The 20319-nt window shown below is 59.1% G+C and carries 18 protein-coding genes; 6 read left to right on the plus strand and 12 right to left on the minus strand.

Annotated elements, in window-relative coordinates; genetic code table 11:
* The first annotated feature begins 151 nt into the window (after nt 1-151).
* Entirely contained in the window at nt 152-790 is a 639-nt protein-coding gene (locus tag AXG89_RS04590) for a GNAT family N-acetyltransferase (protein WP_062170277.1), read from the plus strand.
* 82 nt (nt 791-872) lie between these two features.
* Here AXG89_RS04590 and AXG89_RS04595 read toward each other — a convergent pair whose 3' ends face one another.
* Complete coding sequence (locus AXG89_RS04595; RefSeq protein ID WP_062168166.1) at nt 873-1376, minus strand: Lrp/AsnC family transcriptional regulator; 504 nt, start codon at nt 1374-1376, stop codon at nt 873-875.
* Between the two features lie 133 nt (nt 1377-1509).
* On the opposite strand from AXG89_RS04595, the gene hppD reads away from it, so the two are divergent.
* Nucleotides 1510-2613, plus strand: a complete 1104-nt coding sequence (gene hppD, locus AXG89_RS04600; protein WP_062168168.1) for a 4-hydroxyphenylpyruvate dioxygenase — start codon at nt 1510-1512, stop codon at nt 2611-2613.
* 70 nt (nt 2614-2683) lie between these two features.
* Here the strand turns inward: hppD and AXG89_RS04605 are convergent, their stop codons facing one another.
* Entirely contained in the window at nt 2684-2866 is a 183-nt protein-coding gene (locus tag AXG89_RS04605; protein ID WP_062168169.1) for a hypothetical protein, read from the minus strand.
* 296 nt (nt 2867-3162) lie between these two features.
* Here AXG89_RS04605 and AXG89_RS04610 point away from each other — a divergent pair, with 296 nt between their 5' ends.
* Nucleotides 3163-6759: an indolepyruvate ferredoxin oxidoreductase family protein gene (locus AXG89_RS04610; protein WP_062168171.1), complete on the plus strand. Its 3597-nt coding sequence runs from the start codon at nt 3163-3165 to the stop codon at nt 6757-6759.
* An 80-nt stretch (nt 6760-6839) separates the two neighbouring features.
* Here the strand turns inward: AXG89_RS04610 and AXG89_RS04615 are convergent, their stop codons facing one another.
* From AXG89_RS04615 to AXG89_RS41975, 4 genes are all read right to left on the minus strand, one after another.
* Complete coding sequence (locus AXG89_RS04615; protein ID WP_162916004.1) at nt 6840-7589, minus strand: C40 family peptidase; 750 nt, start codon at nt 7587-7589, stop codon at nt 6840-6842.
* A 213-nt stretch (nt 7590-7802) separates the two neighbouring features.
* Nucleotides 7803-8522, minus strand: coding sequence for an ESPR-type extended signal peptide-containing protein (locus AXG89_RS04620; protein WP_162916005.1), 720 nt, complete (start codon nt 8520-8522; stop codon nt 7803-7805).
* A gap of 333 nt (nt 8523-8855) precedes the next feature.
* Nucleotides 8856-11144 carry an NADP-dependent malic enzyme gene (locus AXG89_RS04625; RefSeq protein WP_062168186.1) on the minus strand — a complete coding sequence of 763 codons (2289 nt, stop codon included), beginning with the start codon at nt 11142-11144 and terminating at the stop codon, nt 8856-8858.
* Entirely contained in the window at nt 11129-11425 is a 297-nt protein-coding gene (locus AXG89_RS41975) for a hypothetical protein (RefSeq protein ID WP_143325502.1), read from the minus strand. Before AXG89_RS41975 ends, AXG89_RS04625 begins: the two co-directional genes overlap by 16 nt.
* A 72-nt stretch (nt 11426-11497) precedes the next feature.
* On the opposite strand from AXG89_RS41975, the gene AXG89_RS04630 reads away from it, so the two are divergent.
* Nucleotides 11498-12184, plus strand: coding sequence for an orotate phosphoribosyltransferase (locus AXG89_RS04630; protein ID WP_062168188.1), 687 nt, complete (start codon nt 11498-11500; stop codon nt 12182-12184).
* A gap of 83 nt (nt 12185-12267) precedes the next feature.
* Here the strand turns inward: AXG89_RS04630 and AXG89_RS04635 are convergent, their stop codons facing one another.
* Nucleotides 12268-12975, minus strand: coding sequence for a response regulator (locus tag AXG89_RS04635; RefSeq protein WP_062000515.1), 708 nt, complete (start codon nt 12973-12975; stop codon nt 12268-12270).
* Nucleotides 12976-13371: 396 nt separating this feature from the next.
* Here AXG89_RS04635 and AXG89_RS04640 point away from each other — a divergent pair, with 396 nt between their 5' ends.
* Both AXG89_RS04640 and AXG89_RS04645 read left to right on the plus strand, forming a co-directional pair.
* The gene (locus AXG89_RS04640) at nt 13372-13899 is read left to right on the plus strand and encodes a YbhB/YbcL family Raf kinase inhibitor-like protein (protein WP_082771447.1); all 528 of its coding nucleotides are present in this window, start codon (nt 13372-13374) and stop codon (nt 13897-13899) included.
* A 101-nt stretch (nt 13900-14000) separates the two neighbouring features.
* Nucleotides 14001-14567, plus strand: a complete 567-nt coding sequence (locus AXG89_RS04645) for a flavodoxin family protein (RefSeq protein ID WP_062000516.1) — start codon at nt 14001-14003, stop codon at nt 14565-14567.
* A 92-nt stretch (nt 14568-14659) separates the two neighbouring features.
* On the opposite strand, the gene AXG89_RS04650 is transcribed toward AXG89_RS04645, so the two are convergent.
* The 5 genes from AXG89_RS04650 to AXG89_RS04670 form a co-directional block, all read right to left on the minus strand.
* The gene (locus AXG89_RS04650) at nt 14660-15487 is read right to left on the minus strand and encodes an OmpW/AlkL family protein (protein ID WP_062168189.1); all 828 of its coding nucleotides are present in this window, start codon (nt 15485-15487) and stop codon (nt 14660-14662) included.
* Nucleotides 15488-15586: 99 nt separating this feature from the next.
* Complete coding sequence (locus AXG89_RS04655; RefSeq protein ID WP_062168191.1) at nt 15587-16828, minus strand: DUF2957 domain-containing protein; 1242 nt, start codon at nt 16826-16828, stop codon at nt 15587-15589.
* A gap of 68 nt (nt 16829-16896) precedes the next feature.
* Nucleotides 16897-18348: a DUF2957 domain-containing protein gene (locus AXG89_RS04660; protein ID WP_062168193.1), complete on the minus strand. Its 1452-nt coding sequence runs from the start codon at nt 18346-18348 to the stop codon at nt 16897-16899.
* A gap of 377 nt (nt 18349-18725) precedes the next feature.
* Complete coding sequence (argC, locus tag AXG89_RS04665; protein WP_062168195.1) at nt 18726-19679, minus strand: N-acetyl-gamma-glutamyl-phosphate reductase; 954 nt, start codon at nt 19677-19679, stop codon at nt 18726-18728.
* Nucleotides 19680-19940: 261 nt separating this feature from the next.
* The gene (locus tag AXG89_RS04670) at nt 19941-20306 is read right to left on the minus strand and encodes a response regulator (protein WP_062000520.1); all 366 of its coding nucleotides are present in this window, start codon (nt 20304-20306) and stop codon (nt 19941-19943) included.
* Between the last annotated feature and the right edge of the window lie 13 nt (nt 20307-20319).

Below are 20319 nucleotides of genomic sequence, written 5' to 3' on the forward strand. Positions count from 1 at the left end.
AAGTTAGACATAATCCTCCACACCATCTTACGGGTTTTCCCTAGTACTAAAACGATGTTTCGGCTAAAATTCGTTTTGCGACGCACCATGTCGCTCGACGATTCAAGGAGCCACCATCGTGAACCTATCTTTCAACCGCCCCGCCGCATCGATCTTCGCATCTGCCGATCGCTCGCCGAGCGCCGCCGGTCGATCGCCCGTTCTCGTTCGTGAGCTGTCCTCCGCGGATCGCGAGCGCCTGATGATCCACTTTCTTGCCCTCGACGAAGACGACCGCCTTTTGCGCTTCGGCCAGATCGTGCCGGATCGTGTGATCGAGAACTATGTGACGAACATCGACTTTGCGCGCGATACGGTTTTTGGCGTATTCGATGAAGCGCTGAACGTGGTCGGCGTCGGGCATCTTGCCTATTTGCCGGCGGAAGGCGACAAGCGTACGGCTGAGTTCGGTGTATCGGTGCTGGAAAGCGCGCGGGGCCGTGGTGTCGGCAGCCGCTTGTTCGAGCGCGCCGCGATTCGCAGCCGCAACACACACGTTTCAATGCTCTACATGCATTGTTTGTCGCGCAACTCGACCATGATGCACATTGCGAAGAAGTCGGGCATGAAGATCGAGTACGCATACGGCGAAGCCGATGCTTATTTGTCGCTCACGCCTGCTGACCAGAGCAGCATCCTGACGGAAATGTTGCAGGAGCAGGCAGCGGTCTTTGATTACGCGATCAAGCGCCAGGCGCGCCGGGCATCGCAAATGTTTCAGGCGTTCATGCCTACTGCCGACGCGGCCTGAGTTCCGGCCATATCAGCAAGCATGCGCAAAAGCACGAAAGGCGGCGAAAGCCGCCTTTTTTGCGTCTGGAGCATCCGCGCAATCAACGGATAGGCAACGCCGTCGTTTCCTTGATGCGCTCGAGCGAGAAGCTGCTTTTCACATCGATCACCGATGGATGGTGCAGCAACTGGTCCTGCACAAAACGCGAGAAGTGCTCCATGTCTTCCACCTGGACGCGCAGCAGATAGTCGGTGTCGCCGGTCATTGCATCGCAGGCCACGACCTCCGGCCAGGTGAGCAAGGCGTCGCGGAATCGATCCGCATGCGTCGGCGGATTTTTCATTCCCGCCAAAGCGACCGATCCGCCACGCTTTTCCAGCCTCACGTTGACGTACGCAAGCAGCCCGAGTCCAAGCAGACGGGGCTCTAGTAGCGCGACATAACCTCTTATCACGCCCGCCTCTTCCAGCCGCCGGATACGGCGCAGGCAGGGACTCGGCGACAAGCTCACCTGGTCGGCGATGTCCTGATTCGACAAGCGGCCGTTGACCTGCAGAATTGCGAGGATTTTGCGGTCGATTGCGTCGAGTTCGATTCGCGCCATAGTCTGCCTCTTTTGCGCCGGTGGACGCCATAAACGTGCGTCATCGTAATGATGCGCGATTTGATTCGCAAGTATCCGCCACACGCATCTCGATAGACTTTGTCCTGTTAATCGCGATTTACGGAGACAAGGCATGCAACCAACGACCTGGGACAATCCCGTCGGCACGGATGGTTTCGAATTCATCGAATACACGGCGCCGGATCCGGTCGCGCTTGGGCGATTGTTCGAGCAAATGGGATTTACCGCGATCGCGCGGCATCGGCATAAGGACGTGACCTTGTACCGGCAAGGCGACATCAACTTCCTGATCAACGCCGAGCCCGATTCCTTCGCGCAACGCTTTACGCGTTTGCATGGACCGTCGATTTGCGCAATCGCGTTTCGCGTCGCCGATGCAGGCAAGGCTTACAAGCGCGCGCTCGATCTCGGCGCGTGGGGCTTCGACAATAAAACGGGCCCCATGGAGCTCAACATTCCCGCGATCAAGGGCGTCGGCGATTCGCTGATCTATTTCGTCGACCGGTGGCGTGGCAAGAACGGCGCGCAGGCGGGCAGCATCGGCGATATCAGCATTTACGACGTCGACTTCGAACCGATTCCGGGCGCCGATCAAAATCCCGCTGGCCATGGTTTGACGTACATCGACCATTTGACGCACAACGTGCATCGCGGACGCATGATCGAGTGGGCCGAATTCTACGAACGCCTGTTCAACTTCCGCGAGGCGCGGTACTTCGACATAGAAGGCAAGGTCACGGCCGTGAAGTCGAAAGCGATGAGCTCGCCGTGCGGCAAGATCCGCATCCCGATCAACGAGGAAGGATCGGACACGTCGGGACAGATCCAGGAATATCTCGATGCGTATCGTGGCGAGGGGATTCAGCACATCGCGCTCGGGACTGACAACATCTACGACACCGTCGACGCCCTGCGCAGCGCGGATATCGCGTTGCTGGACACCATTGATACGTATTACGAGCTTGTCGACCGGCGCGTGCCGAATCACGGCGAATCGGTGGGGGAGCTGAGAAAACGCAAGATCCTGATCGATGGGGTCAGCGACGAAATCCTGCTACAGATTTTCACGGAAAACCAGATTGGCCCGATCTTCTTCGAGATCATCCAGCGCAAGGGCAATCAGGGCTTCGGCGAAGGCAACTTCAAGGCGCTGTTCGAATCGATCGAACTCGATCAGATTCGACGCGGCGTGGTGAAGGACACAACAGCGAGCTGATGTGCGCGACTGAATAAAAGTGCCGGCGATCCTCACAGATCGCCGGCATTTGTTTGTTCGTTCGGGAAATTCAGGCTTCGTCTTTCTTTTTCGCAGCCGGGTTGTTCGAGACCTGTTCCACCCGAGCCGGCGCCATGCGCAGCGTGCCGGTCATCAAGGTTTCGGAACCGGCCGCAACGCCGACGCGGGGCACGTTTATCGCCAGGAATGCGGCGGAGACCATCAGGAAATTCTGGATATATCGTTGTTTCACTTCTTGCTCCTTCAACTGCGTGCATCGGTGTGTCCAATGACCGGGCGCGTTTCACATTGCGCATCGGTCACGGTATTTGAATACCGCCGCCACGAGCGGTTCCCGCGCATGATGAAAATCGGGCGTTTTTACACCTCGTAACACGCGAACGATCGTGTAATTTGTTTTCAGCGGGTTTTTACCAGTGCTGTCAGAAATGCAAAACAGGCACACTCAAAATCCCGGCTGCCGCGTCCACAAGACGCTAAAGCCACATGAGTTTTGGCGATCCCAAACGTTGGCGGAGAGAACCTACAATGAATGCCCCACTAGACGCGGAACAACAAGCGAAGCTTGAAGCCGCGCTCACCACCGTCACACTCGACGACAAATACACCCTCGAACGCGGCCGCGCTTACATGAGCGGGATTCAGGCGCTCGTCCGGTTGCCCATGCTGCAACAACAACGCGATCACGCCGCCGGCTTGAACACCGCCGGGTTTATTTCGGGGTATCGCGGTTCCCCGCTCGGCGCGCTCGATCAACATCTGTGGAAAGCGAAGAAACATCTCGCATCGCATGAGATCGTGTTCCAGCCCGGCGTGAACGAAGACCTCGCGGCGACCGCCGTCTGGGGCTCGCAGCAGGTCAACCTGTATCCCAGCGCCAAGTACGACGGCGTGTTCTCCATGTGGTACGGCAAGGGACCAGGCGTCGACAGAACCGGCGACGTGTTCAAGCATGGCAACTCGGCGGGTTCATCGGCGAAGGGTGGCGTGCTCGTGCTCGCCGGCGACGATCACGCCGCCAAATCCTCCACGCTCGCGCATCAGTCCGAACACATTTTCAAGGCGTGCGGATTGCCGGTGCTGTTTCCATCGAACGTGCAGGAATACCTGGACTTCGGCCTGCACGGCTGGGCAATGAGCCGGTACTCCGGCCTCTGGGTCGCGATGAAGTGCGTGACCGATGTGGTGGAATCGTCGGCATCGGTGGATATCGATCCGAATCGCGTCGAGATCGTGTTGCCGACCGATTTCGCGATGCCCGATGGCGGGCTCAACATCCGCTGGCCCGATCCGCCACTCGTGCAGGAAGCGCGGCTGCTCGACTACAAGTGGTATGCGGCGCTCGCCTACGTGCGCGCGAACAAGCTGGACCGGATCGAGATCGAATCGCCGAACGCGCGTTTCGGGATCATGACGGCGGGCAAGGCCTATCTGGATGTGCGCCAGGCGTTATCGGACCTCGGTCTCGACGATGAAACCTGCGCCCGCATCGGCGTGCGCTTGTACAAGGTCGGCTGCGTCTGGCCGCTCGAAGCGCAAGGCGCGCATGCCTTCGCTCACGGTCTGGAAGAGATCCTGGTCGTCGAAGAAAAGCGCCAGATCCTGGAATACGCGATCAAGGAAGAACTCTATAACTGGCCCGATGCGCAACGTCCGCGCGTCTTCGGCAAGTTCGACGAGAAAGACGGCGCCGGCGGCGAATGGTCCGTGCCGATGGGCAACTGGCTTCTGCCGGCGCATTACGAGCTGTCTCCGGCGATCATCGCAAAGGCGATTGCCACGCGGCTCGACAAGTTCGATCTGCCTGCCGAAGTGCGCGCGCGCATTGCGACGCGGATTGCGGTGATCGAAGCGAAGGAACGCGCCCTGGCCCGGCCGCGTGTTGAAGCGGAGCGCAAGCCGTGGTTCTGCTCGGGCTGTCCGCACAATACATCCACGAACGTGCCGGAAGGGTCCCGCGCGTTGGCGGGTATCGGCTGCCATTACATGACCGTCTGGATGGATCGCAGCACGAGCACGTTCAGCCAGATGGGCGGCGAAGGCGTGGCGTGGATCGGCCAAGCGCCCTTCACCAACGACAAACACGTGTTCGCCAATCTCGGCGACGGCACGTACTTCCACTCCGGCCTGCTGGCAATCCGCGCGGCGATCGCGTCGAAGACCAACATCACGTACAAGATCCTCTACAACGATGCCGTGGCGATGACCGGCGGCCAGCCGGTCGACGGCGTGCTTACCGTGCCGCAGATCACGCATCAGCTCGCGGCCGAAGGCGCGAAGAAAATCGTGATCGTCACCGATGAACCCGAAAAGTACGATGCGAACGTCGGCCTCGCGCCCGGCATCCAGATTTATCATCGCGAGAAACTGGATGAAGTCCAGCGCGAGCTGAGGGAAATCGGCGGCACGACAATTCTCATCTACGACCAGACGTGCGCCACGGAAAAACGCCGGCGCAGGAAACGCGGCGCTTATCCCGATCCGGCAAAGCGTGTCGTGATCAACGAAGCCGTCTGCGAAGGCTGCGGCGATTGCTCGGTCAAGTCGAATTGTTTATCGGTTGAACCGCTCGACACCGAATACGGCACAAAGCGCCAGATCAACCAGTCCACGTGCAACAAGGATTACTCGTGCGTGAACGGATTTTGCCCGAGCTTCGTCACGGTGGAAGGCGGCCAGTTGAAGAAGCCGAAGGTATCGAGCATTTCCGGCGATGGCATGCCGCCCGTGCCCATGCCAACGCTTCCTGATATAGACCGTCCTTATGGCGTGCTGGTCACGGGAGTAGGCGGAACGGGCGTCGTGACCATTGGCGCATTGCTTGGCATGGCGTCGCATCTCGAGCAAAAAGGCGTGACCGTGCTCGATGTCACCGGCCTCGCGCAAAAAGGCGGCGCGGTGATGAGCCATGTGCAGATCGCGAACCAGCCTGGCGATATTCACGCCACGCGCATCGCGATGGGCGAAGCGGATCTGGTGATCGGTTGCGATCCGATCGTCACCGCCAGCGACGAATGCGGCTCGCGCATGCAGCCCGGCCACACGCGGGTCGTCGTGAACAGCGCCGAAACGCCGACTGCCGACTTCATCAAGAACCCGAACTGGCGTTTCCCGGGCGCGAGCGCAGAAGCCGACATCCGCACGGCCGCGGGTGAGCACGTATCTCTCGTCGATGCAAACCGTTTTGCCGTAGCACTGCTCGGCGACGCCATCTACACGAACCCGTTCGTACTGGGTTTTGCATGGCAGCGCGGCTGGGTGCCGTTGCGGCACGAGTCGCTGGTTCGCGCGATCGAACTCAACGCTGTGCAGGTCGAGAAAAATCTCGCGGCGTTCGAATGGGGCCGTCACGCGGCGCATGATCTCGATGGTCTGCAACGACTGGTGAAAGGACAGAATCGGGGGGGTTCATCGGATGTACAAGGCAGCAGCAAGATCATCGCGCTGCATACGCCGAAGGCGTTGGACGCATTGATCGAAAAGCGCATCGGCTATCTTGCCGACTATCAAAACGAGGCGTACGCCGCGCGTTACGGCCGGCTTGTCGCGGAAGTCCGGGTTGCGGAAGCATCGCTTGGCGTACCCGACGGTCAGTACGCACTGACCGAAGCTGTCGCCAGGAACCTGCACAAGCTGATGGCGTACAAGGATGAGTACGAAGTCGCGCGTCTTTATGCTGATCCGGCGTTCGTGGAGCGGTTGAAGGGGAGTTTCGAAGGCGACTGGAAGATCAATTTCCATCTCGCGCCGCCGATGTTTTCGAAGAAGGACGCGCATGGCCATCTCATCAAGAAGCAATACGGCCCATGGGTTCTATCCGCGATGAAAGTCCTGGCGAAGATGAAGTTCTTGCGGGGCACATCGATGGATGTTTTCGGCAAGACCGAAGAACGGAAGATGGAGCGAGCGTTGATTTCGGAATATGAGGCGCTGATAAAGGAATTGCTCAGCGGCTTGACGCTCGATAAATTGCCGTTGGCGATAGAACTCGCAAGTCTGCCCGATTCCATGCGCGGTTACGGTCACGTGAAGGACAACAACGTGAACGCGGCGCGTCTGAAATGGAATGCCTTGCTGGCGCGGTGGCGTGCACCGGTCGGCAGTGAGACGCGGCAAGTGGCTTGAGCTTTTGCTTCAGTGCATAGCAAAACGCCCGATGAATTTTCATCGGGCGTTTTGTTGTTAAGGGTTTATCCATCGAGCTCTTACGCGACTCGTCGCGCGCCGTAATATCGTCGGGTCCAGTAGGCGCTTTTCATTGATTCAATGCGAATAAAAGCACCTTTTTTCGGCGCGTGAATGAACTGATCCTCGCCGACATAGATTCCAACGTGCGTTGCGGTACCGCGTGTTGTATTGAAGAACACGAGATCGCCGGGATGCAAATCCGTTTGCGCGATCGCCACGCCTTGACGACTGATCTGCGATGAAACTCGTGGCAATACAATCCCCGCCGCCTTCGCATAGACATAACGCACGAAACCGCTGCAATCGAGTCCCTGTGCCGGCGTATTGCCGCCCCACGAATAGGGGACGCCGATCATCGTCTCGGCCTTTTCGAGAACTACCGATAGCTTCGTGCTGGGCGCGGTTTCGGCAAAATCCCGTGCCTGCGCGGGATATTCCTGACTGCGTGCCGGATCATAAAGCAACGCGTCGCCATCGAGAGAACCGGGTTTGGTGACTTTGACAACTCCCATCGCTACATGACTTGTGCTCGCGAACCGCTGCGCTGGCGCCTGAGCCAGCGACTTTGCCGACGCATAGGCCGACTCTTGCGCGAATACGCTTGCCAATCCGGATGTCGACGCGGATACCGTGCCCGACGTCGCGGCAACTATCAGTCCACTTACCGCTGTCGCCACCATTCTGGCAGACCGTGTTTTCCGCTTTCCAGTGCTGATGCACGCGCCCGCGACGGGCCGATGTGCACCGTGAGACAGTGTGCCAATCATTTCAATTTCCCTCATCTCAACGACCACAATTGCAAGTCTGTTGCTTGCTTGGACTTGGTCGGAGGCGCCAGATGAATGCTGCGTTTCCGCTCGAACAGCTTGTAACCGACGCTCGTCTTTTCGCCCTTCACGTCACGATTGACGAAGACTTCGTTTAAAACCGTCTTATATTTCCTTTTCATTATCGATACGCATTCCTAATATATTGATTATTCAGATTACGGCGGATTCAACATATTTCGGAACTGAGTTGGCACCAATCGCCACTGAGTTCAACGCCTGCACTGAGGCATTCGCTCCGACCGCGACACCTGCTGTCGCTGCAGCAGTAGTGTTGGTGACGCTGGATTTGCTACCGATGGCTACAGACGATGGCGCCGCGCTTACCGTCCCCGAGATATTCACGGAGTCGGGCGACCCCGAGGTCTTGATTCCGGCATAGGGATTGAAGGAAAACGAGTTCGCCGACGTCTGAACCGAGCCGCCAGCAGGCGCGAAAAATACCGACGCGGTCGAACCAGCGTCAATCGAAGCAACCGGTACCTGCCCGGTCGTTCCGGCCGGAACTCCTGCGTTCCCCATCAAAATTGAGTTAGTCGCCGCGTTTGAAACACTGCCGCCGATGCTGATTGCGCCATCCGCCGAGCTCGCTGCAGTGTCGCCGATAGCAATCGCATCCTTGGTCTTGCTCGCTGCGGTCGCGCCTGAACCAATCGCAATGTCGGTCAAGTTCGTTGCAGTGGCCGGACTTGCATTGGACACCGATGTCCCCGCTCCAGCAGCAAACGCCCCACCCGCCATTCCCAACGCCACTGCCAACGCCACCGCCCGCGCCACCTTCCCGCCGCCCTTCCCGCGTCCGCGACACAATTCCGATGCTGCGACCCAAGCACCCAGAGCTTCGCTCCAAACCGATTTAAAGACCTTGTTCATGCTGAATACCTGCAAAGAGTTATGCGGAATGTGTCTGACGCGAAACGAACTCAAGAAATAATTCGCCGCAACAAACAGGTAAGTGAAACGATCCGCGACTCTACTCAGCACTCCTTGCCAACCAAATCAGATTTGTCCGAATAAGAAAGACGCCGTTGTATGTGCGACAACTTTCTTATCTCTTTAAAAAAATCCCTAAGCGTCCATGCCACGTTTGAGTTAGATATTTCTGGCGCGTGAAAAAAAAAGCGGTGACCGATCTATTCGGTCACCGCCTGTCCCCACCTGATCAAATCTCGTCACATAGTAATGGTGACGATCAAATCTACTTCATCACACCGCGTTGCCAGCCGCCTTCACCCGCGCATTCGCCGATGCCACCGCTGTCATGTTGATGATCCGCCGCACGGTCGCGGCAGGCGTGAGAATGTGCACTGGCTTGTCAGCGCCAAGCAGGAACGGACCGACTGTCACGCCTTCCCCGCTCACCATCTTGAGCAGGTTATAGGTGATGTTCGCGGCTTCCACGTTCGGCATGATCAACAGGTTCGCCTCACCGGCCAGTGTCGAGGCCGGCATCGCGGCTTTGCGTACCACCTCCGACAAGGCTGCATCGCCGTGCATTTCGCCATCGACTTCCAGATCCGGCGCACGTTCGGCGATCAGCTTGCGAGCCTCGGCCATGCGCTTCGATGAAGCCGTCGGCACGCTGCCGAAGTTCGAGTTCGACAACAACGCCACCTTCGGCGCGATCCCGAACTTCTCGATTTCGCGCGCCGCCAGAATGGTCATATCGGCGAGTTGCTCGGGCGTCGGGACCTCGTTGACATACGTGTCGCTGATAAAGAGATTGCGTCCCTGCAGCATCAGCAGGTTCATGGCGGCGAAGTTTTGTACGCCGTCAGCCTTGCCCAACACTTGCTCGATGAATTTGAGATGGTCGTGGTACGTGTCGATCATGCCGCAGATCATGCCGTCGGCATCGCCGAGACGAACCAGGATGGCGCCAATCAGCGTATTGAACTTGCGCAGCGCGGCCTTCGCGTTGTCGGGCGTCACGCCTTCGCGTGCAGCGATGTTGTGATACTCCTGCCAGCATTTCTGGTAACGCGGATCGTCTTCCGGATTCACGATCTCGAAATCGGTGCCGGGCTTGAGCTTCGAGCCCATCTTCTGCAGCCGCATCTCGACCACCGCCGGCCGCCCGATGATGATCGGCTTCGCGATCTTCTCCAGCAGCACGAATTGCGCGGCGCGCAGCACACGCTCGTCTTCACCTTCGGCAAACACGATTCGCGCGGGCGCCGACTTGGCCGCGGCGAACACCGGCCGCATCACCATGCCCGTACGATAAACCGTCGTGCCCAGCTCTTCGCGATACGCGTCCATATCGTGAATGGGACGCGTCGCCACGCCCGAGTCCATCGCGGCTTGCGCCACGGCCGGCGCGATCTTGATGATCAGGCGCGGATCGAACGGCTTCGGAATCAGGTAATCGGGCCCAAACTCGAGCGAATGGCCTTCGTACGCTTTGGCGACTTCATCGCCCTGATCGGTCTCTTGGGCGAGTTCTGCGATCGCGCGCACGCACGCGAGCTTCATCTCTTCAGTGATGGTGGTCGCGCCCACGTCCAGCGCACCGCGAAAGATGAACGGAAAGCACAACACGTTGTTCACCTGGTTCGGATAGTCCGAACGGCCCGTAGCGATGATCGCGTCCGGACGCACCTTCTTCGCTTCTTCCGGGCGGATCTCCGGCTCCGGATTGGCGAGCGCGAGGATCAGCGGCTGCGTGCCCATGACTTTGACCATTTCCGGCTTGAGCACGCCGGCGCTCGAGCAGCCGAGGAAAACGTCGGCTTGATCGATGGCGTCCGCGAGCGTGCGGTCCGTCGTGTTCGCGGCGTAGCGTTCCTTCGATGGATCCAGGTTGCCGCGTCCTTCGTAGATCACGCCCTTCGAGTCGCAGACGAGGATGTTCGACTTCTTGAGCCCGAGGTCGACGAGCAAATCGAGACACGCGATCGCCGCCGCGCCCGCGCCCGAACACACGAGCTTCACTTCGTCGAGCTTCTTGCCGACGACTTTCAGCCCGTTGAGAATCGCCGCCGATGCAATGATCGCCGTGCCGTGCTGGTCGTCGTGGAAAACGGGAATCTTCATGCGCTCGCGCAGCTTCTTCTCGATGTAGAAGCACTCCGGCGCTTTGATGTCTTCCAGGTTGATGCCGCCAAGCGTGGGCTCGAGCATGGCGATGGCATCGACGAGTTTGTCCGGATCGGTTTCGGCGAGCTCGATATCGAACACGTCGATGCCCGCAAACTTCTTGAAGAGGCAGCCCTTGCCTTCCATCACCGGCTTGGCGGCAAGCGGTCCGATGTTGCCGAGCCCCAGCACCGCCGTGCCATTGGTCACGACTCCGACCAGGTTGCCGCGTGAGGTGTACTTCTGGGCGTCGAGCGGTTCGTCGAAGATGGCCATGCAGGCAGCGGCCACGCCTGGCGAATACGCCAGCGACAGGTCGAGCTGGTTCGACAGGGGTTTGGTCGGCGTGACCGAGATCTTGCCAGGCTTCGGATACTGGTGATATGCGAGGGCGCTGAGCTTCAGTTGTTCGTCCATGATTGGCCTGAGACGTTTAGGAAAAGAGTTGGGGAAAGTAAATTTGTTTGTGAAGCGGCGCTGGCGCCGGCTTCGGGCTGCGCGAAGAATTCGTCGGGATTGCGCGTGGCGGGCACGCAGGGATAAGCACTGCGCGCCCGGACTGCGCTTAGCATTTTTCGGGGATAAATAGTGTACACCGCAAGATAATTTTGACGCGGAGCACCATTTTCGACATAAAGGCGCGCATAACTGACTAAACGCATTGCATCGATTGCACGGCGACCGAGTTGCATCGTCATGATCTGCAACTTATCGGCCGGGTAGTATCGACGGCAGGGATGCTCTCCACTCACGAACCCAAGGACTTGCCCATGACAGGCACTGACCGCCAGACCATCTCGGACACCACCGCAAAAATGCTGCTCGAGGTCGAGGCCGTGCATTTCAATGCGGCCAAGCCGTATATCTTCACATCGGGGTGGGCGAGTCCGGTTTATATCGATTGCAGGAAGCTGATCTCCTATCCCCGCGTGCGCCGCGGCCTGATGGAGATGGCCGAGACCACGCTCCTGCGTGACGTTGGCTACGAACAGATCGATGCAATCGCGGGCGGCGAGACCGCCGGCATTCCGTTTGCCGCGTGGTTATCGGACCGGTTGATGGTGCCGATGCAATACGTGCGCAAGAAGCCGAAGGGGTTCGGCCGCAATGCGCAGATCGAAGGTGTGTTGACGGAAGGCCAACGCGTGCTGCTGGTCGAGGACCTGACGACCGACAGCCGCAGCAAGATCAATTTCATCAACGCGCTGCGCACAGCGGGCGCGAAAGTGAACCATTGCTTTGTGCTGTTTCATTACAACATCTTTAAAGAAAGTGTTTCGGTTCTGAAAGACATCGACGTGGAATTGCACGCGCTTGCGACTTGGTGGGACGTATTACGGGTCGCCAAAGAGGCGGGTTATTTTGAGACAAAGACACTGGATGAAGTTGAACAATTTTTACACGCCCCGGCCGATTGGTCCGCGGCGCACGGCGGGGTAATGGCAACACCGAAATAATCCGTAATTTTTATACTGTCAATGAAATAAAAAATCCGCGCGTTTCATCAACGAGCGGATTTTCATTTCAACAAACTTAACAGTTAATCGATGTCTGCGCGAAATTCATCGTCGAGATTTCCATCGCCCACATACGCGGACAAATTCAATAAACCATTACTTTGGGCATATTGAAACAATTCCGAATCCCTTTCAATACCGAGTTTGCGCATGGCGGTATTCTTTTGCGTGCTGATTGTTTTGATGCTGCGCTTCAACTGCGCCGCAATTTCGGTAATCGTCATGCCCGAAACAAATAAGCGCACGACTTCCAGTTCACGCTTGGACAACACCACGTCGCGTTGCTGACCGCTCGCGGACAAGCCCATGCTGTCGAGGGCCACCCGCACCGAGGGGCCGATGTACTCTTGCCCGCGCATCACGTGCACGATCGCGAGACCAATGTGACTCAAATCGTCTGACTTGTTGATAACGGCCGTGACGCCCACTTCACGCAAGCGTTTGAGCAGCGCGGGATTTTCCAGCATGGTTAATACGACAATACGCACAGTCGGAAATTGTCGCCCGATATAACCCAGGAGCGGCATACCGTCACCGAACTGGCCACCCGGCATGGCGAGATCTGACACAACCACGTCGCACGGAGACTTTTGCAGAAGCTGAATCAATTCCGTGGATTGACGCGCCTGCCCGACCACCTCGATTTCGGGAAACTTCAGTAATGCCTGCGCAGCGCCAAACAGAATGACAGGATGGTCATCGGCGATAATGACTTTTATCCGTTGACCCATTATTTACCCCCCGCTCGTAAATGGATAAATCCCTTGCGCATTATAGGCAGTGTGCCCGCGTTCATTACATACCCCCTTCAGCCTGGAGATCGGAATCCCAGCGAAACCCGAGTCTACTGGTTGCCCCTTGCTGAGTTGTGTGCCGAACATTTGAAAAATTTTATCCTTCCCACGCAATGTTAAACTTGAATGCAGCATTAATCCTATTTCTGAGACAAAATACATCGTTACAAAGGGTGAAACGCCAGTTCTGGCCACGCCCGAGACAGGAGAACTCGCACCATGCGCTTGGGGACCGGGCTTGTGGTTTGTGCTGTGTACCGCGTCGCTGATTGCCGCGTTTTTCGTTTCCGAATCTCCCGCCGCTCACTGCTGCTTCCGTTTTTCTGCGCCGCGATGGTATCAAATGCGCCGCACGCAGTCGCCGAAGTTGTTGCGTCCGTTCCATTCACGTTGACAAGCAGCGACATCGTTGCAGATCAGCGAGCACCGCTCTCCCTTGTCTTCGACCAGAACGACTGCAAAGGCGGCAATCATTCCCCCCAGCTTTCCTGGCACAACGCGCCCGCCAACACCCAAAGCTTTGCGGTAACCATCTTCGATCCCGATGCCCCCGGGCGCGGCTGGTGGCACTGGGCTGTCGCCGGGATCCCGGCAAGCGTTGTCAAACTGCCGTCAAACGCAAGCGCCTCGGGCTTCCTGCGCAAGATCGGCGCGGTTGAATCGCGCAATGATTTCGACATCGACGGCTATGCGGGACCGTGTCCGCCGCAAGGCAAACCACACAGATACATCATCACCGTCTACGCGCTCAACAGCGCCGACTTGCGCCTTCGCCAGAGCAGCCCCTCGCTCATGTTCGAACACGAGATCCGCACAACGGCGCTGTCCAGCGCGCAGCTCGTGGTGACCTACGGACGGTGACCAAAACCCTCCGCAAGGTGCGCAAATCGGCCCGAAATTTGGCTTGCTAGACTGGGTCTTTCCGCTTAACCCGCGACGTTGAGTCGCAGAGAAGGAATGACATGCCGAAAATCGTCATCGTTTATCACAGTGGCTATGGTCACACGAAAAAAGCCGCCGAAGCCGTCCTCGCAGGTGCCACCGATGCAGGCGCCGACGCCAAACTGCTGGCCGTCGGCGATCTGGACGACGCCGGCTGGGCCGAGCTCGACGCCGCCGACGGCATCATCTTCGGCGCGCCGACCTACATGGGCGGCCCGTCCGCCGACTTCAAGAAATTTGCCGATGCCAGTTCCAAACCCTGGTTCGCGCAATCGTGGAAAGACAAGGTCGCCGCCGGCTTCACCAACTCGGCGACCATGAACGGCGACAAGCACTCGACCATCGCGTATTTCATCACGCTCGCCATGCAGCACAGCATGATCTGGGCGGGCACCGGCATGATGCCGTCGAATACGAAGGCGGCCACGCGCAACGACCTGAACTTCGTCGGTGGTTTTTCGGGCTTGCTCACGCAATCACCTGCCGATGCATCCCCGGACGAAGCACCCCCGCCCGGCGACCTTGAAACAGCAAAAGCATTCGGTGCGCGAATCGCGGCCGTCACAGCCCGCTGGACCGGAAAGTAGGCCAACCACACCCGCTCACGAAAGCAGCGGAAAATCGTCCCGCCGAATCGCGTCTAAACGGCATCGAATGATTTGCGGGACTGGCTGCGCCATCAGAAACGGTACGACACCGCCAGGAACGTGATCAGCGGATCAGCGTTCAGCTTGCCTTTGGTCGTGGCGAGTTCGGTGCCGTCGGCCGCCTTGATGATCAGCGATGACGTCGTCTTCAGCGGAATGTACGTGAGGGACGCAATCAAACCCCAGTGTTTGTCGAAGTTGTAGGTGGCGCCGACGTTGAATACCGGTTGCCACGACGACGAAGCCTTAGCGTCCACCGATGTCTGCCCCGGCTTGCCCGCAGCAGCCGCCAAAACAGCGCCGAGATTGTTCTGTGTCGAGTTGACGAAGCCGTTGGTGAGCTTGATGTTCGTGAAGAAGTTGTACGACACGCCAATACCCGCGAACGGCCGGAACGCCGACGTCGGTGAATTGAAGTAGTACTGGAATATCAGCGCCGGGCTCCACTGCCGCACGCTTTTCACGATCGGATTGGTTTGATCGAGATTCTGGTTGCCGAGCGCGCCCGCCGGACCCGGCGGCCGGATGGTGCCGTGACCATCGAGCTCGAATTCGGGCGGCACGCCGCCCACGAACGTCGTCGCAATATGGTCGGTGAAAAAGTGTGTGAAGACAAGGGCGAGGGTATCGGCGCTTTTTGTCGAAAGGCCCGTTCCCGACGACGTGAATTGCGACGGCAAGCGCAGCGGCGTGTTGATCGGCACGGGCGCCACGTGCGTGGTGAGTTCGCTGCTCGAATCCTGCGGCATGACGTGGAACCAGCCAAGTCCCACGACGTTATCGCCGGCGCTTTGCGCGTGCGCCGTCATTGAAGCGCAAGCCCAGGCGCACCCGATCACCGCTGCCAGTATCTTTCTCATATCGTCTCTCTTCGGTTACAGGCCGTCACGCGACACGCCGCTTCTATATAGAAGGAGGCGTGAAACGCGCTCAGCCCTTTTTGATGGGCTGCCGGACGGTCACTCGACAAATGAGCCGATGGTGAAATACGGAGTCGTCGGATCGCTCTGATCGAGGTAGCCGAACACGCCGCCGGAGAAGATGAACTTGCCGGTGGGTGTCGCGCCAGTCGATGCATTGACGACCGTCGACGTCACAAGACCCTGGATGGTCTGCGTGTAGTCGAGGTTCAACGCACGCGACAACGCAACTTGCGACGGCTGGAACGGATCGATGAGCGTGGCCTGCGTACCGGTGAGCGCTGTTGTACGGTAGTTGAACTGGTTATCCACGCCCACGTATTCGCCATCAACCGATCCCACCGCCACGTTCGTTTGCGGCGAGAGCATCGAGATACCGGATTCGTCGTCAGCGAAAGGCGGAATGCCTGTCGTGATCGTGGCGTTCGCCGTGCCCGTACGAACCAGAATCGGCACGTTCACGCCGCGCAACTTGCCGACGATCATGTAGCCCTTGCCAAGCGGGCCGGTCGCGAGCGTCGGTTTGCCTTGTCCAAGGAAGTTGTTCGTGACGAACGCGCCGCTGCCATCGGGCGATGGCGTGAAGTTCGACCCCGCCTGCTGGCATTTGCCTGCATTCACGCCGGTGTTGTCGCACTCTTGCCACGTGCCGTCGGCATTGATGGTGATCTTTGAATCGACGGCAAGACGCGCATAACTTTGCGATGGCACTTCGTGGTACCCAAGCTGGTTATACGATCCCGCGACATTGGCGAGATTCGTTTCCAGCGTCGAGAAGCCGATGAACGGGTAATACGGGAACGTGCGATCCGGCACGACGCCCTGCCCGAGAATGCCGCCGAACTGCAGCTCCTTGCCCGGAATCGTGCCGCCCGCCACACCCTCGCCCACGAAGATACGCGCGGGGCGCGTCGGGTCGAGCGTCGCGCCGTTCAACTGATACGCGCATTGATTCAGCTTTTGTGTCGGCAGGCCGGTTTCCATCGTGAGCGTGCCGCTTTGCGTGGTGCCGGCGCGCGTCGGGGAGACGGTGCCGGTCGTGGCGGGTATCGGCGATTCAATGTACGTCACTTGCCACGTGAGCTTGGTGGTGTCGAGCTGCAGCTTGACGAGTTCGCCGTCGCCACCGCCGCCGGTGAAGTTGGTCGTGTAATCAAGCGATGCCGGGCACAAACGGACGACCGGCGCCTGCGGCGCATCGCTGCCGCCCCCACACGCGCTCATCAGGAACGGCGCCGCGCCCGCGATTGATACAACTCCGCCAAGAGTTCTCCATTTCATGCTGCTGTCTCCATCCACATGGGTTCGTTCGTTGGCGGCCGACGCATGCCGGCCGCCGTGTTTTCCACTTATTTGCTCAGCAACGCGCCAATGCCGAAGTACGGGCTCGCGGGTGTATCGGCATTGACGGAGGTCGATGTCGGGCCGCCATTCACCGTGCTTCCCGCTATGAAGATCCCGTACAGGCCACCCGCCGATATCAGCGCGCCCTTGCCGCCGTTCTGGTCCTGCACGCCGATCAAGCCGGGCAACTGCTGCGCGTAACTCATGCCGAAGCCGGTCTCGGTGCTTTGCGTCGATGGATTGATGAACGAGCCGACCGGACCTTGCAGCAGCGCGGCCGTGTACTTGAAGTTCGAATCCGCGCCGACGTAGCCGCCATCGAACGCGCCTGATTGCAGCGCTGTGTTCGGGGCGAGCATGGCGATGCCGGATTCATCGTCGACTTGTGCTGCGTTCGTGTTCAGCGGCGTGAGCGGCGACGGCACGAAGACCTGGCCCGTGCGCACGACGATCGGAACGATCGCGCCGTTCACCTTGCCGATCACCATGTTCGCGTTGGCCACGGCCGGGAACGTGAGCGCGCCGACGAGCGGCAGCGTGGGTGTCGCGCGTTTGCCCTGCACTTGCGGCGCAACGGCGCTGGTGAAGTACGAACCGCCTGCATTCGCCGTCCACGCGCCGCCGGTCGTCTGGCAGGACGTGTTCGATGCCGGCACGGGCACGGTGCAGTTGCCGGCGGTATCGAAGGATTCCTGCGCCTGGGTGGTCGTGGTCGCGTAGTTATTCGATGGAACCAAGTGGTAAAGCAGCGCGTTATACGTGCCCTTGAGGTCCGCGACGTTCGTGCTCACCGACGCAAAGCCAAGGAACGGATAGAAGTCGAAATGCCGGTTCGGCACTGGGAACAATTGCGGGAAACCGGGGATGGCATGAACGCCGTCGGCGGTGAGCGTCGCGCCGTTGTACTGCACGGTCGCACCCGGAATGCCGCCGCCCGCCACGCCCTGGCCAATGAAGATCGTCGGCGGATTAGCCTGGTTGAATGCCGCGGCGGTCGTGTAAGTCGATCCATCCGACGCCTTGCCGCCGCCCGGCGTCAGCACGAACGCGCAACGTGTTTGATAGGCCGTCGGCAACGTTCCGGCCGGCGGATGAACCACCGCGCCTACGATGGTCGTGCCTTTGCGCGTTGGATTGACGGTGCCGGTGACGAGCGGTATGGGCGATTCGAGCCATTTGAGCGTGTACTTCATGTTCACGGCATCGATGTTCAGGCTCACGATCTCGCCGCTGCCCGCGCCGCCCAGATACGTGTTGGCGACAATATCCGCGTTGGCCGGGCACAAGGGCGCCGCGCCCGCGCCGACGCCCGGCGCACCCTGCGTGCCACAACTTGCGCCGGAACATTGCGGCGTGTTGATCGGACCCGGGTCGTCGGCCTTGCCTCCGCCGCACGCAATGAACAACGGGGCGGCCGCAAGTGCGAGCGCGAGTCCTTTCGAAATGGCATACGGCATACCGCTGTCTCCCTCATTTAGTTTTACGCTGTCATTTCGCGTTGACCTTCTTGTGGCGATCGGCTGAAAACGTCCAAAGCGGCAATTCAAACAACCGCTCTTCCGGAGCGCCTTGACTGGCAAGGCGCACGCGACGCATTGAAACAAAAATTCGTTTAGACCTTAGTCAGGAGAATTTCTGTTTAGCCGAAAAGCAAAACGAAGAAGCTTTGAGCGCGAAAACGCGTAATCATTGACGAACGAACGTTCGTAAATAAATTAGGAGATTCCCTATCGAGTAATTGGCGAGAAATGTGTGGACGTAAAGAAACCGGTTTCGCACGAGGGCAGAAACCGGCTTTTCCTGACGGATGCGCAGGGCGTTCAGCAGAGTTACATCAAGCGATCAGTCCCGCTGCTTCGTCGGCGCCGATTGCGAGATTCATGCACTGGATCGCCGCGCCCGATGCGCCCTTGCCCAGGTTGTCCAGACGAGCGACGGTGACAAAATGCTCGTCGTTGCCGAAGACGAAAAGGTCGACGCGGTTGGTGTCGTTGTTGGCCTGGACATCGAAGAAACCATCGTCGAGATTGCTGTCCGCATTGAACGGCAGCACGCGCACGAACGGTTCGTTGGCGTAATACTCGGCGAAGAGCGATTGCACATCTTGCGGCTTCGCGGCGCGCGTCAGTTGCTCCGGTGAGAAGTAAGTCGTGACCGCCAGGCCCTTCAAAAAGTTACCCACGATAGGCGTGAAAACCGGCGCACGCTTCAGCCCCGAGCGCACGGCCATTTCCGGCAGATGCTTGTGAGTCAGGCCCAGCGAATAGGGACGCGGGCTCATCAGCTTCGGATTTCCACCTGCCTCGAATTCCGCGATCATCTTCTTGCCACCGCCGCTGTAGCCCGTGATGGAATACGCGTGCGCAGCGAAATCGGCGGAAACGAGGCCGCTCGAAACCAGCGGTTTCATGGCGAGCAAAAACGCCGACGCGTGGCATCCCGGCACGGCAATGCGCTTCGCCGAGCGCAGGCGTTCGCGTTGGGCGGGCATCAGTTCGGGCAGGCCATACGCCCAGTCGTCCTGCGTGCGAAACGCCGTGCTGGCGTCGATCATCACCGTGCGATGGTTATCCGCATTCACCAGCGACACCGATTCGCGCGACGCCACGTCCGGCAAGCACAGGAACGTCACGTCCGACGCGTTGATCAGCCGGCGGCGCTCTTCCACGTCCTTGCGGCGCGCGTCATCGATACGCAGGATCTCGACGTCACGCCGCGCCGACAGATACTCGAAAATCTTCAGGCCGGTGGTGCCTTCCTGTCCGTCGACAAATACTTTGGTGGTCATCTTGATCTCGCTGGTTCGGTCGCGCGGCGGGCGTTGAATCCGGTCCTGCCGATGCGCGGTAAAAACGCCATTTTAATGCGCTTGCGCGTCAGCGCGATGGCATTGCGGGGGCCGCGCCAAAAACGCAGGCAAAAAAAAGCCCGCGCATGATTGGCGGGCTGAATCCATATCAGTAGAGACATGGAGGAGACAAGTCCACTGTACCGGAACCATTGGTGCAGCGCAACATCTCCTTCGCTATGTGTCTTACAGATACAACACTCAGGGCTGCGTCATCGACAGGATAAAACCCAACTGATCGATCGAAACCGGCTTGATCAGATGGACATCGAAGCCGGCTTCCTGCGTCATTTCATGATGTTGTGGCTGGCCCCAGCCGGTCAGCGCGACCAGCAGCATGGACGCGCCATCCGGCAAGGCGCGCAATGCGCGGGCGGCGGAAAGGCCGTCCATCGGCGACATGCCGAGGTCGAGGATCACCACTTCCGGCCCGAATTGCCGCGCTACATCCAGCGCCTGCATGCCGGAACACGCCTGCGCGACCTGATGGCCAAGGCCGGTCAGCAAGCTGGCGAGACAGCTCAGGGCGTCATCGTCGTCATCGGCTATGAGAACACGCTTGGTCATGACAGTCCCCTGT

The sequence above is a fragment of the Burkholderia sp. PAMC 26561 genome (genome assembly GCF_001557535.2).
In the GTDB taxonomy this organism is placed as follows: Bacteria; Pseudomonadota; Gammaproteobacteria; order Burkholderiales; family Burkholderiaceae; genus Caballeronia.